15 protein-coding genes are annotated in these 16,939 nt (G+C 41.3%); 9 read left to right on the top strand and 6 right to left on the bottom strand.

Features of this window, described 5'->3' with window-relative positions:
- Positions 1 to 16: 16 nt before the first annotated feature.
- Positions 17 to 688, bottom strand: coding sequence for a hypothetical protein (locus KEM09_RS11465; RefSeq protein WP_212228458.1), 672 nt, complete (start codon positions 686 to 688; stop codon positions 17 to 19).
- A 158-nt stretch (positions 689 to 846) separates the two neighbouring features.
- Here KEM09_RS11465 and dapA point away from each other — a divergent pair, with 158 nt between their 5' ends.
- Positions 847 to 1,737 (top strand): 4-hydroxy-tetrahydrodipicolinate synthase, encoded by an 891-nt coding sequence (dapA, locus tag KEM09_RS11470; RefSeq protein WP_212228460.1) that lies wholly within the window; start codon positions 847 to 849, stop codon positions 1,735 to 1,737.
- Between the two features lie 70 nt (positions 1,738 to 1,807).
- Here the strand turns inward: dapA and KEM09_RS11475 are convergent, their stop codons facing one another.
- Together KEM09_RS11475 and KEM09_RS11480 are read right to left on the bottom strand one after the other, a co-directional pair.
- On the bottom strand, positions 1,808 to 3,235 hold the full coding sequence (locus KEM09_RS11475) for a flotillin family protein (protein ID WP_212228462.1): 1,428 nt from the start codon (positions 3,233 to 3,235) through the stop codon (positions 1,808 to 1,810).
- Positions 3,236 to 3,251: 16 nt separating this feature from the next.
- Positions 3,252 to 3,842, bottom strand: a complete 591-nt coding sequence (locus tag KEM09_RS11480; protein WP_212228463.1) for a hypothetical protein — start codon at positions 3,840 to 3,842, stop codon at positions 3,252 to 3,254.
- 168 nt (positions 3,843 to 4,010) lie between these two features.
- On the opposite strand from KEM09_RS11480, the gene KEM09_RS11485 reads away from it, so the two are divergent.
- Positions 4,011 to 4,751 carry an NADPH-dependent oxidoreductase gene (locus tag KEM09_RS11485; protein WP_212228466.1) on the top strand — a complete coding sequence of 247 codons (741 nt, stop codon included), beginning with the start codon at positions 4,011 to 4,013 and terminating at the stop codon, positions 4,749 to 4,751.
- A 160-nt stretch (positions 4,752 to 4,911) separates the two neighbouring features.
- Positions 4,912 to 5,400, top strand: a complete 489-nt coding sequence (locus KEM09_RS11490; RefSeq protein WP_212228468.1) for a hypothetical protein — start codon at positions 4,912 to 4,914, stop codon at positions 5,398 to 5,400.
- Positions 5,401 to 5,467: 67 nt separating this feature from the next.
- Here the strand turns inward: KEM09_RS11490 and KEM09_RS11495 are convergent, their stop codons facing one another.
- Positions 5,468 to 6,547, bottom strand: a complete 1,080-nt coding sequence (locus tag KEM09_RS11495; RefSeq protein ID WP_212228470.1) for an Ldh family oxidoreductase — start codon at positions 6,545 to 6,547, stop codon at positions 5,468 to 5,470.
- A complete protein-coding gene (locus tag KEM09_RS11500; protein ID WP_212228472.1) occupies positions 6,548 to 7,306 on the bottom strand; it encodes an SDR family oxidoreductase in 759 nt (252 codons plus the stop codon). It abuts the gene before it with no gap.
- Between the two features lie 211 nt (positions 7,307 to 7,517).
- Here KEM09_RS11500 and purL point away from each other — a divergent pair, with 211 nt between their 5' ends.
- From purL to KEM09_RS11525, 5 genes are all read left to right on the top strand, one after another.
- Positions 7,518 to 9,743, top strand: coding sequence for a phosphoribosylformylglycinamidine synthase subunit PurL (gene purL / locus KEM09_RS11505; RefSeq protein WP_212228474.1), 2,226 nt, complete (start codon positions 7,518 to 7,520; stop codon positions 9,741 to 9,743).
- Positions 9,744 to 9,842: 99 nt separating this feature from the next.
- A complete protein-coding gene (locus tag KEM09_RS11510) occupies positions 9,843 to 10,355 on the top strand; it encodes a TlpA family protein disulfide reductase (RefSeq protein ID WP_212228476.1) in 513 nt (170 codons plus the stop codon).
- 101 nt (positions 10,356 to 10,456) lie between these two features.
- Entirely contained in the window at positions 10,457 to 11,185 is a 729-nt protein-coding gene (gene ubiE, locus KEM09_RS11515; RefSeq protein ID WP_212228478.1) for a bifunctional demethylmenaquinone methyltransferase/2-methoxy-6-polyprenyl-1,4-benzoquinol methylase UbiE, read from the top strand.
- Positions 11,186 to 11,229: 44 nt separating this feature from the next.
- Positions 11,230 to 11,949 carry a type IX secretion/gliding motility protein PorT/SprT gene (gene porT, locus KEM09_RS11520; protein WP_212228480.1) on the top strand — a complete coding sequence of 240 codons (720 nt, stop codon included), beginning with the start codon at positions 11,230 to 11,232 and terminating at the stop codon, positions 11,947 to 11,949.
- 69 nt (positions 11,950 to 12,018) lie between these two features.
- Complete coding sequence (locus KEM09_RS11525) at positions 12,019 to 13,593, top strand: NAD(P)/FAD-dependent oxidoreductase (RefSeq protein ID WP_212228482.1); 1,575 nt, start codon at positions 12,019 to 12,021, stop codon at positions 13,591 to 13,593.
- Between the two features lie 2 nt (positions 13,594 to 13,595).
- On the opposite strand, the gene KEM09_RS11530 is transcribed toward KEM09_RS11525, so the two are convergent.
- On the bottom strand, positions 13,596 to 14,363 hold the full coding sequence (locus KEM09_RS11530) for an RNA methyltransferase (protein ID WP_212228485.1): 768 nt from the start codon (positions 14,361 to 14,363) through the stop codon (positions 13,596 to 13,598).
- Between the two features lie 136 nt (positions 14,364 to 14,499).
- Between KEM09_RS11530 and tamL the strand changes: the two genes are divergently transcribed.
- Positions 14,500 to 16,818, top strand: a complete 2,319-nt coding sequence (gene tamL, locus KEM09_RS11535; protein WP_212228486.1) for a translocation and assembly module lipoprotein TamL — start codon at positions 14,500 to 14,502, stop codon at positions 16,816 to 16,818.
- Positions 16,819 to 16,939 lie beyond the last annotated feature (121 nt).

Genomic DNA, 16,939 nt, shown 5'->3' on the forward strand with positions numbered 1-16,939 from the left:
ATCATGCAGCGTGATATTACTTCTGCTTATAAGCTGTTTTTAAGTTTTTAAGTATGGTAAAGCCTCTATCTACATCTTCATCGTTCACAATAATGGTGAACTCATTAGTAGTTGAAATAACCTCTTTAATGTTGACACCTTCCCACGCTATGGCCTTTAATATGTGATAGTAAAATCCTGTTACCTGCACATTGTCAGCTGGTAGCTTTAGTGTGATGGCTGATAATTCTCCCTGTCTAAGCAGGCAATCTTCTTCGGCAAAGTACTTTTCAACCAAATCTTCATAGGCAGAACTTACTACCAGGTTGGATTCAAATACTCCTCGTACCAGTGTGTAAAAAACATCCTGGTGATTGCTTATTTCCTGCATTACCTTTGTGTGGCTGTTAAAAATGGTATTGCTATTCCGAAATGTATAATCTGTCAGGTTAGAGCGTACAATAATATCACCCAGAGATTCCAGTAGTTTCTGCAGATTACGGTTAAGTGAATAATCAAGTTGGGGAGTCAGTCGGTTTAGGGCCATTACAATGGCACCTTGCTTAACAGGTTTCTCAGTTAGCTTTTCTACCATGGGCTGTATCTGTCGTGCTAATGACGAGATGTTTAATAATCCTTCGCACAGGGCTTCTATAACGAATGGTTTTACTTTAATAACTGACTCAACGGCTTGACTTACTGTTTTCATGGTTTCCTGATATTTGGTCACAAATATATACAATGTTAAGATATTAACAAAGTGTTATAAAGAAGTTTTTTTTGTTGAAAAACTTTTGTAACCGCAATGCATTTGATATTTTTGACACTTGATTAGAAGAATTTGTATTTGGTCGAAACAAGATAAGGATGAAAAAATTTGATTTGAAAGGCTCTATAGTAGCAATTGTTACTCCCTTTAAAGATAATGGCGAGATTGATGTGGACGCATTTGATCAATTGATTGACTGGCATCTGGAAAGTGGTACAAATGGATTGGTTGTATGCGGAACAACAGGTGAAACGCCAGCGCTAACTGGGGATGAAGATGCCTTTTTAATTGAACGGGCAGTTAAACGAGTGGCAGGGCGAATACCTGTTATTGCCGGAACTGGCAGTAACTCAACCCAGGAATGTATTAAATATACGCGCAAAGCAGAAGCTATTGGAGTTGATGCCGTGTTGGTAGTAGGTCCTTATTACAATAAACCTACCGAAAAGGGGATGTATATGCATTTTGCCACGGTAGCCGAGGCTGTTGATGTGCCAATTATACTTTATAATGTTCCGGGTCGCACCGGGTCAAGCATTTCTGTTGATAACTCTATAAAACTGGCGAATACCTATAATAATATAGTTGGTATAAAAGAGGCATCGGGCGATTTATCTCTTTTTACCGAGTTGGTTGCGCGCAGACCTGATAATTTCCTAATTTACAGTGGTGATGATTTTCTGGCTGCTTCAGCCAATGTGTTAGGTGCCGATGGTTGTATCTCGGTAATAGCAAATGTAGTACCTCAGCAATTTGCACAGCTTATGGGTGCTTCATTGACCGGTGATATAGCTGATTTGAATGCAATTTTCTATAAATACCGCCGATTAATGGATTTGATGTTTATTGAATCAAATCCGATACCGGTTAAAACGGCTTTGGCTGAGATGGGCAAAGTAAATGAAGTGTTTCGTGCTCCAATGTGTAGCATGGAAGAAAATACCAGGAGTGCATTAATAGAAGAACTTAAAAAACTAAATATTATTTAGATAATTTAGTTGTTGTTGGATTGGATAAAAAAGAGTGTTTCAACGGAAACACTCTTTTTTCGTTTTGATTTTAGCTTTCTATAATCTCGTTGTTGTCTTCTTTTAAGGGGTCAACTGGTTTGACTTCTTCAATCACTTTCTTCCCTTTCAGATAGTCAGGTAGTTGCATTCCCGCCATGTTAAACAGCTCGTCCATAGGAGGTAATGAGCCTAACATACCAGATAGAAATTTAGCCGACGTTGGTGAATTGCCATCTTTGCCTCCTGACATAGAGTCCCATACGGTTATCTTATCAATCTTAAGGTTTTTGATAGCTTCTACTTGTGTTTTAACAAGTTCAGGTAGTTTGTCAGCGATCATCAGCATCACTGCGTTGTTTGAATCGCCACCCGAAGCTTTTACTAACTTATCGAATCCTTCTGCTTGCTTACTGAGAATCTCGAAAATACCTTTAGCTTCTGCTTCCATTTTCATATAAATAGCATCAGCATCACCTTTGGCGTGTCTTCTTGTTTGTTCGGCAACAGCTTCTGCTTCAATCTCAACTTTTTGTTTGTCAACTTCAGCCGGAACAACAACATCAGCTGTTTGCGCGGCCTTATCTCTCAATGCTCTGGCAGTCTCCGCTTTTTGCTCTGCAGCATAGGCTTCCTCCAATGCTTTGGCCTGACTTACCTTTTCTGCAGCCACTGCTTTTCGTTCTGCTTCAGCTTCATTTTCTCGACGATTGGCATCTGAGTTGGCAATGGTGATTTTGGCGCTATTCTCACCTTCTACGGCAGTTGCATCAGCGCTGGCTACCTGAACGCGTTGGTCCTGAAGAGCGTTTGCCTCACCAATTGAACCATCCCGGTTTTTTTCAGCAACACTCTTTTTTGCATCATTGATGGCCTTGGCGGCTGCCTCTTTACCCAAAGCTTCAATATAACCCGATTCATCATTGATGTCGGTTACGTTAACATTGATAAGTTTTAGGCCAATTTTCTTCAGTTCTTGTTCCACATTGCTTGATACTGCAGCAAGAAATTTATCGCGGTTGCTGTTGATTTCTTCAATGTCCATGGTTGCAACAACTAGCCTTAGCTGACCAAAAATAATGTCTTTAGCCAGGTTGCTGACATTCTCCTGTGATAGGCCTAGCAAACGTTCAGCGGCATTGGTCATCACTCCTGATTCAGTTGAAATGCCGACAGTAAATCTGGATGGGACATCTACCCTGATGTTTTGTTTACTAAGTGCATTGGTCAGGTTGATTTCGATCGATATAGGTGTCAAATCCAGGAATGAATAATCTTGGATGATTGGCCAAATGAAAGCCGCACCACCATGAATACACTTGGCAGATCTTGAAGCTGCCCCTGTACCTTTCCCAACTTTTCCATAAACTACTAAAACACGATCGGATGGACAGCGTTTATATCGTCTAAAAAAAGAAATTATGAGAATAAACAGGAATAGAACTACTGCTGCGATAAGAAATACTAAATATTGTCCCATTGTTTAAATGTTTGTTTTACTTATTGATTTTTACTAATAATATATCATTGTTTAATACATCCACAACTTCAATAATGGCTCCGGTTGCTATATCCTCATTGTTGTCGGTCACGGCATCAATGGTTCTATAGCCTTGCGCATTAATCTGAATTTGGCCTCTTCCATTTCTTTTGGCAGGTATTGTCAGATAAACTGTTCCAGATTTCCCAATTGTACTATTGATTTGGAAGGTGCCATTTTCAGTTAGTCTACCCATTAAGTACATTATGGAAGCCATCATTAGCATCATTACTAATCCGCAAAGGGTAGAAATTAAGATTGTGGTCCATGTGCTTAAGTTAAGATTCAAGCAGATGATACCAGTCCAGCCAAATATAGTGAAGAAGGCTACAATATTTTTTAAACTTAAAAATTGAAACTCTATTCCATGGTCACTTTCAATTGAAACATCAACATCACCACTGGCTTCAATATCATGCATGTCACTTCCTAAAATAGTGAGGAGTACTTGAATGATAAAGACTAAAGAAAAGGGAATGGCAAAACACCAATAGATTTTTTCAAGTAAAACCATGGTTTCCCATGATTGTGTAAAAGATTCCATCATATATCTGAATTTTAGTTCGTCCTAAATTAATAAAATAGTTGAAATTTATTATTCGATTTGTTAAATAGATTATTTGATTTATAAACTATTGGAAAGGAGTTGAGAGCAATATCATCGTATTATGCCTTTTATTTTTTTACATTTGGTTTTCAAAAAAAAATCGTTGTAATGATAGATATTTTAAAAAAACACAAGACCATTCGACAATATACCGATAAACCAATAAGCGAGGAGTTGCTCAATGAAATTCTGGAGGCGGGAGTAAGAGCCTCAACGACCGGTAATATGCAAGTGTATAGTGTTGTGGTAACACAAGATGAGGCCATGAAAGAAAAGCTGGCTCCGTGTCATTTTAATCAGCCCATGGTTAAACAGGCGCCGGTTACTTTGACGTTCTGTGCCGACTTTAATCGGTTTAACCAGTGGTGCCGTCAGAGAAATGCAGAACCAGGCTACGATAACTTCTTGTCATTTATGACTGCCGCAATTGATGCACTTTTAGTAGCACAGAATGTGTGTGTGGCTGCCGAGACAAAAGGTTTGGGTATTTGTTACCTGGGAACAACCACTTACTTAGCGGATAAAATCATCGATGTGCTAGAGTTGCCGAAGGGGGTAGTGCCTGTTACAACTGTAACCATTGGATATCCTGATGAAAATCCAGAACAAGTTGAGCGTTTGCCATTGGATGCCGTTGTGCATTATGAAACATATAAGGACTATACTACTGAGCGTATTGATGCATTATATGAAGCAAAAGAAGAGCTCGCAGTAAATAAGGCCTTTGTTGCTGAGAATGAAAAAGAGACACTCGCGCAAGTGTTTACTGATGTCCGCTATAAAAAAGCAGATAATGAGCATTTTAGTAGTGTTTTGCTGCAAGTCCTAAAAAATCAGGGATTTATGTAGTGCCACATGTTCGAAAAAAATAACGGGGCAGGCTATTGTAGCTTGCCTTTTTTGTATGTTTTGTTTTGTCAAGCCCTGGCGTTCTGTCGTACCTTTAAATATTGGGAATTATTCGTAATAGGATTAAATGTATTTGTTTATTAAGGTTGGGGGAACAGCAATGAAATCACAATTGTTAGGTTTGGAATATAGTTTTCTGAGACTACTGCTGGCTGGACTTTTTACTATAATTGCTTTAAGTGCAGCCAATGGTCAGGTGGTGTCTGATTCGCCTTTGAGCAAAACAGTTGTGTACGCTGATGCTGGTGTTCACTTTGGAGCGCAGGTGTCGGCAAATATTGAATTTCAGATGGCTAATGGAGAAAAGGTTACCTGGTATGGACGAGGCGGAGTTGGATTTGCAGGTGTTATTATGGCAACCGGAGGCCCAGGTGTCTTAGGAGGAGTGTCAATGCTAACTGGTAGGCAAAACAAGCATTTTGAGCTGAATGGTGGCGCCTTTGTTGGTAAGGATGTGGAACGTGATGAAATGTTTGTCTTGCCGTTGGTTGATGTAGGATATCGTTATCAAAAACCGGAAGGTGGATTTGTTTTTAAAGCAAAGATTGGAATTTTGGGTGTAGGTATTGGATTGGGTTATGCATTTTAAATATCGCGAATCCCCCAATGCAGTGGGATTGTTGGGCTGTCGCAGGTAGTTTGTATTTTGAAAAAGCTTAGAATGAGAGTGGCTTGATTCCTAATTCCTGGCTTAAGTCATTCAGTTCCTCAATCACTAATGGATGGATAGGAATACCTGTTTTAATGCGCTCCTCCTCAATAGTTCTCTCCTGATCACCAGGTATCTGTACTTTTGGTTGTCCTTCAATGTTTTGCGCGTCTCTAAAAGCTTTTATCCAGATGTCCATGTGTAATTTGAATTCGTGAGCCGGCCGGAAAGCATCAATACGCATGGCACCAATGAAATGTCCGATGCCTTCACCTAAAGGATTGGGAGGTGGTGATAAAAAGGCCACAAATGGAGGAACCCAGGGGCCGTAATTAGCTCCTGAGAGAACTGCTGAGAAGATATCAACCCATGCACCAAGGCAATAGCCTTTATGTGAACCATGTTCGCGGTCTGAGCCCAGGGGAAGCATAGCTCCACCGTTTTTAAGAGCTCTGTTATCAGTAGTTGTAGTGCCTTCTTTTGTTTGTGCCCAGCCTTGAGGAATATTTTTGTTTAGCCGCTCGTGCACTTCCAGCTTACCGTTGGCGGCAGGCGTGGTGGCCATGTCCATTACAAAAGGCGGTTCATTGTTGGCAGGTATGGCTACCGCAATGGGATTTGTACCGAGCATGCGATCTTTGGAAAAGGTTGGTGCAACCAGGGCACTGGCATTCGTCATGCTGATGCCAATCATATCATGCTGAAGTGCCTTCATAGCATGGTAACCGGCAATGCCAAAGTGGTTGGAGTTTTTTACAGCTACCCAGCCACTACCTGCTACTTTGGCTTTCTCTATAGCTATGTCCATTGCTTTTTGTGCCACCACCAACCCAGCTCCCTTATCGCCGTCTAGTACGGCAGTGCTGGGCGTTTCATGCACTATATTCATATTGGGCTGCATGTTTAGGCGTTGTTGCTGCCAAAGCCGAATGTAGCCTGAAAGCCTGGCGATACCATGTGAATCAACACCTCTTAAGTCAGCTGCCAGAAGCGCTTGTGAAGCCAGTGATGCATGTTCAGTGCTGCTTCCGGCCGCTAAAAAACTTTCCTCAATAAATGCTTTAACCTTTTGGGCAGGATATTTCATTTACTCTTCTCTGTGATTATAAACTGCACTGGCCTGCGCTGTTGGCATGATGAGGATATCGTTAATATTCACATGAGGCGGACGTGTAATCATGAACTCAATAGCATCGGCAATATCATCAGCGAAGAGAGGAGTAAGGCCTTTGTAAACATTGTCAGCTTTTTCTTTATCGCCATGGTATCTTACGATAGAAAATTCAGTTTCAACCATACCTGGCGATACCGAAGATACCTTGATGTTATAAGGGAGTAAATCAATGCGCATGCCTTTGGTAATAGCTTCAACAGCATGTTTGGTAGCGCAATATACATTGCCATTGGCATAGGTTTCTTTCCCGGCAATGGATGAAACGTTGATGATGTGGCCTTGTTTGCGCTCCATCATATTTGGTATAATTAGCTTTGATAAGTAAAGAAGTCCTTTAATATTGGTGTCAATCATTTGCTCCCAATCGCTCCATAAACCGTTGTATATTGGATCGGCACCTGCTGCCAAACCGGCATTATTGACCAAAACATCAATGTTGGTCCATTCGGCAGGTAGCTGCTTAACCGCATTTTCAATGGCAGTCGTTTCCCGAATATCAAAACACAAAGTTTCAACATCCACAGAGTGACCTTTAAGCTCATCTTTAAGTTCCTGTAGTCTGTCACTTCTTCGGCCTGTAATTATTAGATGGTAACCCGATTGGGCTAATTTTTTTGCAGTTGCTTTTCCAATCCCGGAAGTTGCACCGGTAATCATTGCAATTTTTTTCATTGTAATATCTTTAATTAGCATTGATTTAATCTGATTGACCTTCGAATTGATGCCGGCGATGTTTCTAATTCCCGTCTTTTAATTGCAGTTATCCGTTTGGTATTTCTGTTATTTTTTATACTTTCAACATGAATTAGATACTAGCCAAAACCCATTACAAATGTAATTTAAATTGTTTCTGCTAAAAAGAACAATTCAAAAATGCTGAACCATGAGTGCGAACATACCGTCATTAGAAGAAGCTGAGAAGTTGGACCTGACTTCAGTTGAGTTTGAGAAGATAAAAAGTCTGTTAAATCGTCATCCTAATGCCCTTGAACTGGAATTGTTTTCCAGGCTCTGGTCGGAGCATGCCAGTTATAAGAATTCAATCAAGTGGTTGAAGACCTTGCCTACTAAAGGTGAGAATATACTGGTGGAGGCTGGTGATGACAATGCGGGAGTAGTTGATTTGGGAGATGGTAATGCCTGTGTTTTTAAGGTGGAATCTCACAATAGCCCGTGTGCTATTCAACCACGTTTAGGTGCTTTTACAGGCCTGCGGGTAGTTATGCGCGATGTGGTTTCAATGGGGGCTAAACCGGCGGCATTTCTTAGCTCACTGCGCTTTGGCGATGGCAAACGAGACACAGCTCGCTGGCTGTTTGAAGAGGTTGCTGATGGAATTTGTGAGTTCGAAAGGGGTTTTGGTGTGCCTATACTTGGAGGTGAAACTTTTTTTTCAAGGGGGTATAACACAACGCCTATCGTGAATAATATGGCAATTGGGATAGTGCCTAAAGACAATATTATATATGGAAAGGCAGAAGGAAAAGATAGCCTTCTGCTGATTGTTGGTGCTCGTACAGGTAAAGATGGTGTTGAGCGCGATGTGTTTGAAACGGATATACTGGCTGAAATAGATTCGCCACCTGTTTCCATCGATCAAATGATGGATGCATCTATTGAAAAGGAATTGTTTGAAGCAATTCAGCAATTGAATAAGCAGGTTAATTTGGTGGGCGTTCAGCCAATTGGAACGCAGGGTATTGTTGGGGCAGCTGTTGAGATGGCTGCTCGTGGAAATGCAGGAGCTGCGATTGCTGTAGAGAAGATTCCTCAAAGGCAGTCGGGATTGAATATCAAAGATGTATTGCTTTCCCAGACATGGGGCAGAGTGTTAATCTGTGTGACAGCGGAGGAGCTGGGACGTGTGAAAGAAGTTGTTGAATCGTTGGAAGTGGCGATGGCTGTAATCGGAAAGGTGACCGACGGCGACAAGATTGTGTGTTCTTCTGGTGAAGAAATTGTAGCTGAGTTGCCTGTTAACATAGCAATGCTTGGTGATGAATCACCTGTTTATGAGCGAGATTTTGTTGATATTAAAGATAAAGCACCCGGTATCAATCTGGATATATATGACGAACCGGATCATTACCCGGATGTGGTTCAGAAAATGCTGACTAACCTGAACGTGACATCCAAAAGCTGGCTAACTAATAAGTTTAATAACTTAAATGGTGACGGAGGTGATAATGGAGACTATCCATCGGATGCTGCCTTTATTAATGTCGAGGGGTCTGATAAAGCCTTAACGGCTACGATGGATTGTAACTCAAGGTATATGAAGTCGGATGCGTTTATTGGTGCACAAATAGCTGTAGCTGAAGCCGCTCGTAATATTGTATGTGCTGGCGGACAACCATTGGCTTTATCTGATTGTCTCAACTTTGGCAATCCGCATGATCCTAAAGTGTATGGTACCTTTGTTGAATCGGTTAAAGGAATAACAAAAGCCTGTAAGGATTTTAATGTGCCTGTGGTGAGTGGAAATGTGAGTTTTTACAATCAACGCTCCGAAGATGGACATCTAAAGCCAATAACACCAACGCCTGTTATTGGGATGATTGGCTTGATGGAAAACAAGAAGCACCATAGTACACTTTCGTTTAAGCATAAGGGTGATATGATTTTTCTGGTAGGGCAATCTCGTAATGATGTTAATTCATCCGAATACGCCAGTAGCATATTGAATATTAAAAAATCCGCCGCACCATATTATGATGCTGAAGAGGAAAAGGAATTACAGGCTGCTGTGATGCAGATGATTAAAAAGGGTTTGGTACGCTCAGTGCATGATGTTTCCAATGGCGGACTGTTCTTTAGTTTGCTGGAATCAGCCATACCTATGGAGTTTGGATTTGATATCACCTCAGATGCCGAGATTCGTAAGGAGGCCTTTTTATTTGGTGAGACGCAGAGTCGGGTAGTTGTTTCAGTTGCTCCTGAAAAGCAGGATGATTTTGTAGACTTTATGATGGAGACGGATGTTCCATTCTCTATTCTTGGTCATGTTACCAAGGGCGAGGTGCGAATCGATGACGAGTCGTATGGGTATATTAGCGAATTAAAAGAAGCCTTCGAACAAAAACTCGAAATTTGGGTTGAAGGAGAGTAAGCAAACACAATTAAATCTATGAAATGAATCACTGACAGTAGCTTTGAAACTTTGTTGTCAGGTATGAATTTCATGTGAACTACAAACAATATTAAATTCATGAAATTAAGATTATTATCAGCTGTTATGTTGATCCTAACAGCAGGTGTTTTAGTGGCTTGGGCCAGCACTGAGGAAGCGGATAAAGTTAATGTTGGCGAGGTAGCTCCGGCTTTTAAAGTATTAACTCCCAATGGAGAAGTAAGCAGTGAGTCCTTAAAAGGAAAAGTGGTGTTGATTAACTTTTTTGCCACCTGGTGCCCGCCTTGTTTGAAAGAATTACCTGTGTTGGAAGAGAAGGTGTGGGAAGTATACAAAGACAATGAAGATTTTGTGCTGTTGGTTGTTGGTCGAGAGCATACCAGCGAGGAATTAGAGAAGTTTGCCAAAGATAAAGGTTTTGACTTGCCATTTTGTCCGGATGTGAATCGTGAGGTATTTGGCAAATTTGCTACACAATCAATTCCGCGTAACTACATCATTAATAAAGCGGGTAAAATTGTATATGCCTCAAAGGGGTATAGTCCAACAGAGTTTGACCACATGATTAGTGTTCTTAAAACACATTTGTAGTGAATTGAATTAAAATATAGAGGGTGTTGACAGGCAACATCCTCTTTTTTTATCCGATAAATTCTTCCTTTTTTATACTTTTGACGAAAATCAAGAATCAAATGACGGTTAAACCATATACATCCGAAGGATCAAAGAAATCTCAGGTGGCGGGCATGTTTAATAATATTGCGCCCAAGTATGACTTTTTGAATCATTTTTTGTCGCTGGGAATTGATAAAATCTGGCGCAAAAAGGCCATCAACCTGCTAAAGGATATTGAGCAGCCTTTGGTGTTGGATGTGGCTACCGGTACCGGAGATTTGGCTCTGGAAGCTAATCGCAGACTAGGATGTAAGGTTGTGGGGGTAGATATCTCAACAGAAATGCTTAAAGTAGCTAGGGAAAAGATTGTCCGACGCAATTTGCAGGAGCATATAAGCGTGCAGGAAGGCGACTCTGAGAATCTGCCATTTGAGGATAACCATTTTGATGCCGTGATGGTGGCTTTTGGTGTGCGTAATTTTGAGAATCTGAATAAGGGATTGACAGATATGGCCCGCACCTTAAAAGTTGGTGGTAAAATGGTTGTCTTAGAATTTTCTAAGCCCGCCTATTTTCCATTTAAGCAGTTGTATTTGTTTTACTTCCGTTATATTCTGCCGTGGTTGGGTGGAGTGATTTCCAAAGATAAGGCGGCTTATACTTATTTGCCCGAATCGGTGTTAAGCTTCCCGGATGGCGAGCAATTTGATGCAGAACTGAAGAAGGCGGGTATGACACCGCTAAAACGCTACAAACAAACCATGGGCATTGCCACCATCTATTTATCAGAAAAGAGAGCGCAATAAAAACCACAATTCTAAGTTTATAAAGTAAATTCAATTCGCATCCATTGAAAAAACTGGTTCTCTTTATAGTTGTTTTAGTACAGGTATGTGCCGCTTCTGGTCAGGGTAAGAATAGCAGAATAGCTAATCTGCGCTCTTTTGATGAGCGCCCTCTGCACTTTGGGTTTCTTATTGGGATAAATACCATGGACTTCAGAGTGTATAATACCGGAAAAGCTATAGATGAACAGGGGAATATGATGTATGGCGACGTGTTAACGTTGACGCCCGGATTGAATATTGGGATTGTTTCCAGTTATAAGCTGACCAGGGATTTGAATTTGCGCTTCCTGCCAGGCATTAGTTTCGGACAACGTAACCTCACTTATAATGTCTATGATAGAGAAGGTAATTTCATCGAACAAAAGGAACCTATTAAAATTAAATCCACTTTTCTGGAGTTTCCGCTTTTGTTAAAGTACAATGCCTTTCGGATGCACAATGCCAAGCCATACCTGGTGGGTGGTTTTAATACGCGTTACGATTTGGCTAAAAACAGGCAAGACAGGCTTTTGTTAACATCTTTGGATGGCTATGTAGAGTTTGGTGCAGGCTTCGACTTTTATCTAACTTACTTTCGCTTGTCTGTTGAGGCAAAAGCATCTATTGGTCTGGCCAATATTCTTAACCCCGAAGGTACTGGAGAGCCAGGAGATGAACCATACACTAAGGCACTGGATAAGCTGAAATCGCGTATTTTTTGCCTGACCTTCTATTTTGAATAAATTCAATTACTTTTGCGTTTTGATTTGATTCATTCCATTCCGGGGTGAACCTTTAATATTTGGTATAGCATGAAGCGCGAAATTGTATTACGACTCTCTCCTAAAGATGCGGCTGATGATAAGTTAATTAAGTCATTGGTTGCAAAAAAGATGAAGGTGTCACCTGATAAATTATCTTCTTTTAGAGTTGTGAAGCGTTCAATTGATGCACGTCAGAAGATCGTGTTGGTGCAGCTGCATATTGAGGCTTATGCCAACGCGAAGCCGCCCAAGGAAAAGCCAGTTGTATTTGAGTATCCTGATGTGAGCAATAAGCCGGAAGTGGTTGTGGTTGGTGCTGGTCCGGGTGGATATTTTGCTGCTTTACGTCTGCTTGAATTAGGATTAAAGCCAATCGTCCTTGAGCGAGGTAAAGGTGTCAATGAGCGCAAGAAGGATTTAGCCTTGCTTAATCGGAATGAATCTGTTAATACTGAATCAAACTATGCCTTTGGAGAAGGTGGTGCCGGTACATTCTCTGATGGTAAACTTTATACCCGGAGCACAAAGCGTGGCGATTTCAGAAAGGTGCTCGAAGTATTCCATTTTCACGGCGCCAGTGGTGATATTCTGATAGATGCTCATCCGCATATTGGTACAGATAAGTTGCCGGAAGTGATAAAGGCCATGCGTCAGTCTATTATAGATGCTGGTGGTGAAGTGCACTTTGATACGAAAGTGACCAACGTGCTGTTAGATGGTCAGAAAATAACCGGCGTTGAAACACAATCTGGCCATAAGATAACAGGGGATGCTGTTATATTGGCAACGGGCCATTCGGCGAGGGATATCTATTACATGCTCGATGAAAATAATGTTTTGCTCGAAGCCAAAACCTGGGCTATGGGCGTGAGGGTTGAACATCCGCAGGATTTAATCGATCAAATACAGTATCATTCACCTAAAGGCAGGGGAGAGTATTTACCTGCAGCCAGCTATAGTTTGTCATGTCAGATAGAAGAGCGCGGTGTGTATTCTTTTTGCATGTGCCCGGGAGGTTTTATTGTACCAGCTATGACGGATGCTGATGAGATGGTGGTGAACGGTATGTCGCCTTCGAAGCGTAACTCACCCTGGGCCAATTCGGGCATGGTTGTCGAAATCCGACCTGAAGATATTGGGGAATATCAGAATAAAGGTGTACTGGGCGGCCTGGAATATCAGAAGGAGCTGGAGCGCCTGGCATTTGTTAATGGGGGTCAGGGAGTTGTTGCTCCGGCACAGAGCCTGGCTGATTTTGTGGATGGCCAGTTGTCTTTTGATTTACCAGAGTGTTCATATGTGCCTGGCCTGGTGGCTTCACCGCTGCATTTTTGGTTGCCAGAGAATATTGGTCAACGTCTGCGTAAAGGATTTGAGTATTTTGACCGACGTGCTCGTGGTTTTGTCACCAACGAGGCCCTTGTTGTTGGGGTTGAAAGTCGTACTTCGTCGCCTGTTAGAATCCCCCGGGACAGGATGTCCTTTCAGCATGTGCAGATAGCCGGGTTATATCCGTGTGGCGAAGGTGCCGGATACGCCGGAGGAATTGCATCATCAGCCATTGATGGTGAAAAATGTGCTGAAAAGGCCTGGGAATTTGTGACCGGCAGGAGCTTAGATTAAGCTTATTTAGCTTGTCGGCGAAATTCGGCACAGGTAATAGCTGTCGCAACAGATACATTTAACGACTCGGATGTTGGTATATCTGCCGGGAAAGAAGGAATAAAAAGACGTTGGTTTACAAAGTCTTCAACCTCCTTGCTTATGCCTTTGCCTTCGTTGCCCATAACAATTAGTCCTTGATTGCTTAGTGTTTGTTTATAGATGTTTGTGCCGTCCAGAAAAGTGCCGTATACCGGCAGGTTCAATGCTTTGTAGGCTGTAAGAAATTTGATGGGTTCAACATAGTGCAGGTTTACACGGCTGATTGCCCCCATGGTTGATTGTATTGTTTTGGGATTATAAATATCAGCACAGTTGAGTGAGCAAAATACATGCTCAATGCCAAACCAATCGGCTAGTCTGACAATGGTACCTAGATTACCTGGGTCCTGCACTTCATCAAGCAATAAACACAACTGACTGCTTAGCGAATGAATGCTATACTTAACTTGCTTTTGCTCAAATATACCTATTACGCTGGGCGGGCTTTTTAGTGTCGATACCTTTTTTAGCTCCTCTGTTGTGGCCGAAATAAGTTCATCGGTCTTGCCAATAACTGCCTGGTTGTGATTGAGCCAATCATCAGTGGCTATTAGGGTTTTTGGGTTGCATGATGATTGAAGTAAATCTGTTACCAGCTTGGTTCCTTCTGCTACAAACATGCCATTTTGTTCTCTTATCTTCTTTCTGCTTAATGACAAAATGAACTTTTGCTTGTTTTTACTGAGCATATCCCAATGATGTTTAAATTAGAATTGTGTTTATAGGGCGCAAAGTTATAGCATATCAAGCGAATTAAATATCTTTATGGCAAAATAAGATAACTCATAGCCAAACCACCATTACCACAGAGGAGTATTTGAACTAATGAAGGGGCATCGTGTATTACTAGTTGTTGGATTGTTAATATTAGTCGGACTGTTTGGATGCCGATCTACAAAATACGTCCCTGAGGGTGAATACCTGCTCAATAAGGTGGAGGTCGATAATCAGGCAAAAGATATCTCCAACGAAGAAATTAAGTACTACATCCGTCAGAAAGAAAACGTTAAGATTCTTGGTTTCTGGCGCTTCCATATGGGCTTGTATAACTTGTCCGGTCGTGATAATAGCAAAGGTTTTAATCAGTGGTTGAGGCGTATTGGCGAGGAGCCTGTGCTGTATGATGAGCTGCTTAAGGAAAAGTCGAATGAGCAAATCAGCTTATTTCTCAAGAATAAAGGTTATTACAATGCTCAGGTGAGCGATACTGTTGTGTTTTATAATAATAAGAAAGCAAAGGTCAGGTACACAATAAATGCAGGTGATCGCTATAGTATTAACAAGCTCTCTTACCGTATTGATGACGATTCTATCCGAAAGTATGTATATGCTGATACAGCTAAAACGGTTTTGAAGAGTGGAGCACCGTTTGATGCTGATTTGCATGATGACGAACGAAAGCGCATAACTCAGAATATGCGTAATGAAGGATATTATGGTTTTCGTAAGGAGTATGTTTACTTTCTGGCGGACAGCGCCATTGGTAATTATCGCGTCAACGATTCTTTGATAATTGTTAAGGATCGCATTCAGGAAGCTGGTAAAGCCGACTCCATTATCAGTCACCGGAAATATAAAATTAAAGATGTTTATTTCATGGTGGGCTACGATCCTCAAAAGGCTGTTAGAAAAGGAGCCGATTATATGAATCAGTTCGATAGTCTGGAGTATGGAGGGTGTAAAATATTATATGCAGATAATCTCGAGTTTAGGGCTGATGTATTGGTTAACTCAAACTATATATTCCCGGGCGATTATTATAACCAGCAATTGGTAGAGAAAACCCAACTGCTATTGTCGGAATTGCAGCTATTCCGCTTTGTTAATATTCGCTTTAAGATAGTTGAAGGCGAAAGTGACAGTGATGGAAATGGTATGCTGGAGTGTATTATTCAGTTGTCCTCATCAAAAATGCAAAGTTACACAGTTGATTTGGAAGGGACTAACTCATCAGGAAACCTTGGGGCTGCGGGTAGTTTCCGCTATAAGCATAAAAACTTCCTTCGTGGAGGCGAGGTATTTGATATGCGCTTTAGGGTGGCCGGCGAAAATCAGATTGCCAAAGATAAGAGCACATTTCAGACACTTGAGTATGGGGGTGATGCTACACTGACTTTGCCAAAATTTATGGTGCCATTTAAGGTCGATAATTTCCGGAGGCGTTTTAATCCACGCACCAACTTTACATTATCATACAACTATCAGCGACGCCCTGATTATACAAGAACCATCGCCAATGGGCGATTTGGTTATGCCTGGAAGTCATCACCTCTCGTGAGCCATTACCTGGCGCCGATTGATTTTAGTGTAATTAACGTGCCTTATATACACCCCGACTTCAAAAGCAATATTGATAGCACTTTCTTGCGGTATAGTTATGAAGACCACCTTATAAGCAGTACTTCCTATACGTTTACTTATAATGAACAATCAATCGCAGGTAATAAAAACTATCACTTCCTGCAAGCAAATATTCAGTCGGCTGGAAATATAATTGATGGCGTTGTTTCATTGTTTTCAAGTCGCGATGGGGAGGATTATAATGAGGTGCTGGGTATTAGGTATGCGCAATATATTAAGGCCGATATTGACTGGCGCTATCACATGAATGTTAACCGAGCTAATTCCTTTGCTTACCGCTTGTTTGTCGGGGCCGGATATCCATACGGGAACCTGACGGTACTTCCTTTCGAGAAACGATATTTTTCTGGTGGTGCCAACAGTATCAGGGCATGGCCGGTACGAGGATTGGGACCCGGTTCCTATGAGGAAACACAGCTTAATTATTACAATCAAACCGCCGACATAAAGCTGGAAGCAAATGCTGAATATCGCTTTAAATTGTTTTGGTTACTCGAAGGCGCGTTTTTTGTGGATGTAGGTAATATCTGGACAATTCGTAACTCGGGCCATGAAGAAATTGATGCAAAGGGCTTATTTAAGTTTGATAAATTCTATAAGCAAATAGCTGTGGGAGTTGGTACTGGTGCCAGGTTAGACTTTAATTACTTTGTGTTTCGCCTCGATATGGGTATTAAGGCGCGAGATCCGATATTACCAGAAGGTCAGCGTTGGATCTTGGGAAGAAAAGCTATAACCTGGGATGATATGGCTTTTAATTTTGCCATTGGATATCCGTTCTAAGCAAGATGTAAACAATCGTTAAACTTCTTTTAAAACTCCAAAAGAGGCAGTTGGATTTACAGAATTACAAAGTGCTCTTTTTTTACAATTCTGCCTGTTTTTAAATCTGCTTGTTTGCTGA

The sequence above is a fragment of the Carboxylicivirga mesophila genome (assembly GCF_018271975.1).
GTDB lineage: Bacteria > Bacteroidota > Bacteroidia > Bacteroidales > Marinilabiliaceae > Carboxylicivirga > Carboxylicivirga mesophila.

Coding starts and splice junctions, on each gene's coding strand:
- KEM09_RS11485 (WP_212228466.1), top strand. CDS start 4,011: ATGATAGATATTTTAAAAAAACACAAGACCATTCGACAATATACCGAT.
- KEM09_RS11525 (WP_212228482.1), top strand. CDS start 12,019: ATGAAGCGCGAAATTGTATTACGACTCTCTCCTAAAGATGCGGCTGAT.
- KEM09_RS11510 (WP_212228476.1), top strand. CDS start 9,843: ATGAAATTAAGATTATTATCAGCTGTTATGTTGATCCTAACAGCAGGT.
- dapA (WP_212228460.1), top strand. CDS start 847: ATGAAAAAATTTGATTTGAAAGGCTCTATAGTAGCAATTGTTACTCCC.
- KEM09_RS11500 (WP_212228472.1), bottom strand. CDS start 7,306: ATGAAAAAAATTGCAATGATTACCGGTGCAACTTCCGGGATTGGAAAA.
- KEM09_RS11495 (WP_212228470.1), bottom strand. CDS start 6,547: ATGAAATATCCTGCCCAAAAGGTTAAAGCATTTATTGAGGAAAGTTTT.
- purL (WP_212228474.1), top strand. CDS start 7,518: ATGAGTGCGAACATACCGTCATTAGAAGAAGCTGAGAAGTTGGACCTG.
- KEM09_RS11480 (WP_212228463.1), bottom strand. CDS start 3,842: ATGATGGAATCTTTTACACAATCATGGGAAACCATGGTTTTACTTGAA.
- KEM09_RS11475 (WP_212228462.1), bottom strand. CDS start 3,235: ATGGGACAATATTTAGTATTTCTTATCGCAGCAGTAGTTCTATTCCTG.
- tamL (WP_212228486.1), top strand. CDS start 14,500: ATGAAGGGGCATCGTGTATTACTAGTTGTTGGATTGTTAATATTAGTC.
- KEM09_RS11465 (WP_212228458.1), bottom strand. CDS start 688: ATGAAAACAGTAAGTCAAGCCGTTGAGTCAGTTATTAAAGTAAAACCA.
- KEM09_RS11530 (WP_212228485.1), bottom strand. CDS start 14,363: ATGCTCAGTAAAAACAAGCAAAAGTTCATTTTGTCATTAAGCAGAAAG.
- ubiE (WP_212228478.1), top strand. CDS start 10,457: ATGACGGTTAAACCATATACATCCGAAGGATCAAAGAAATCTCAGGTG.
- KEM09_RS11490 (WP_212228468.1), top strand. CDS start 4,912: ATGAAATCACAATTGTTAGGTTTGGAATATAGTTTTCTGAGACTACTG.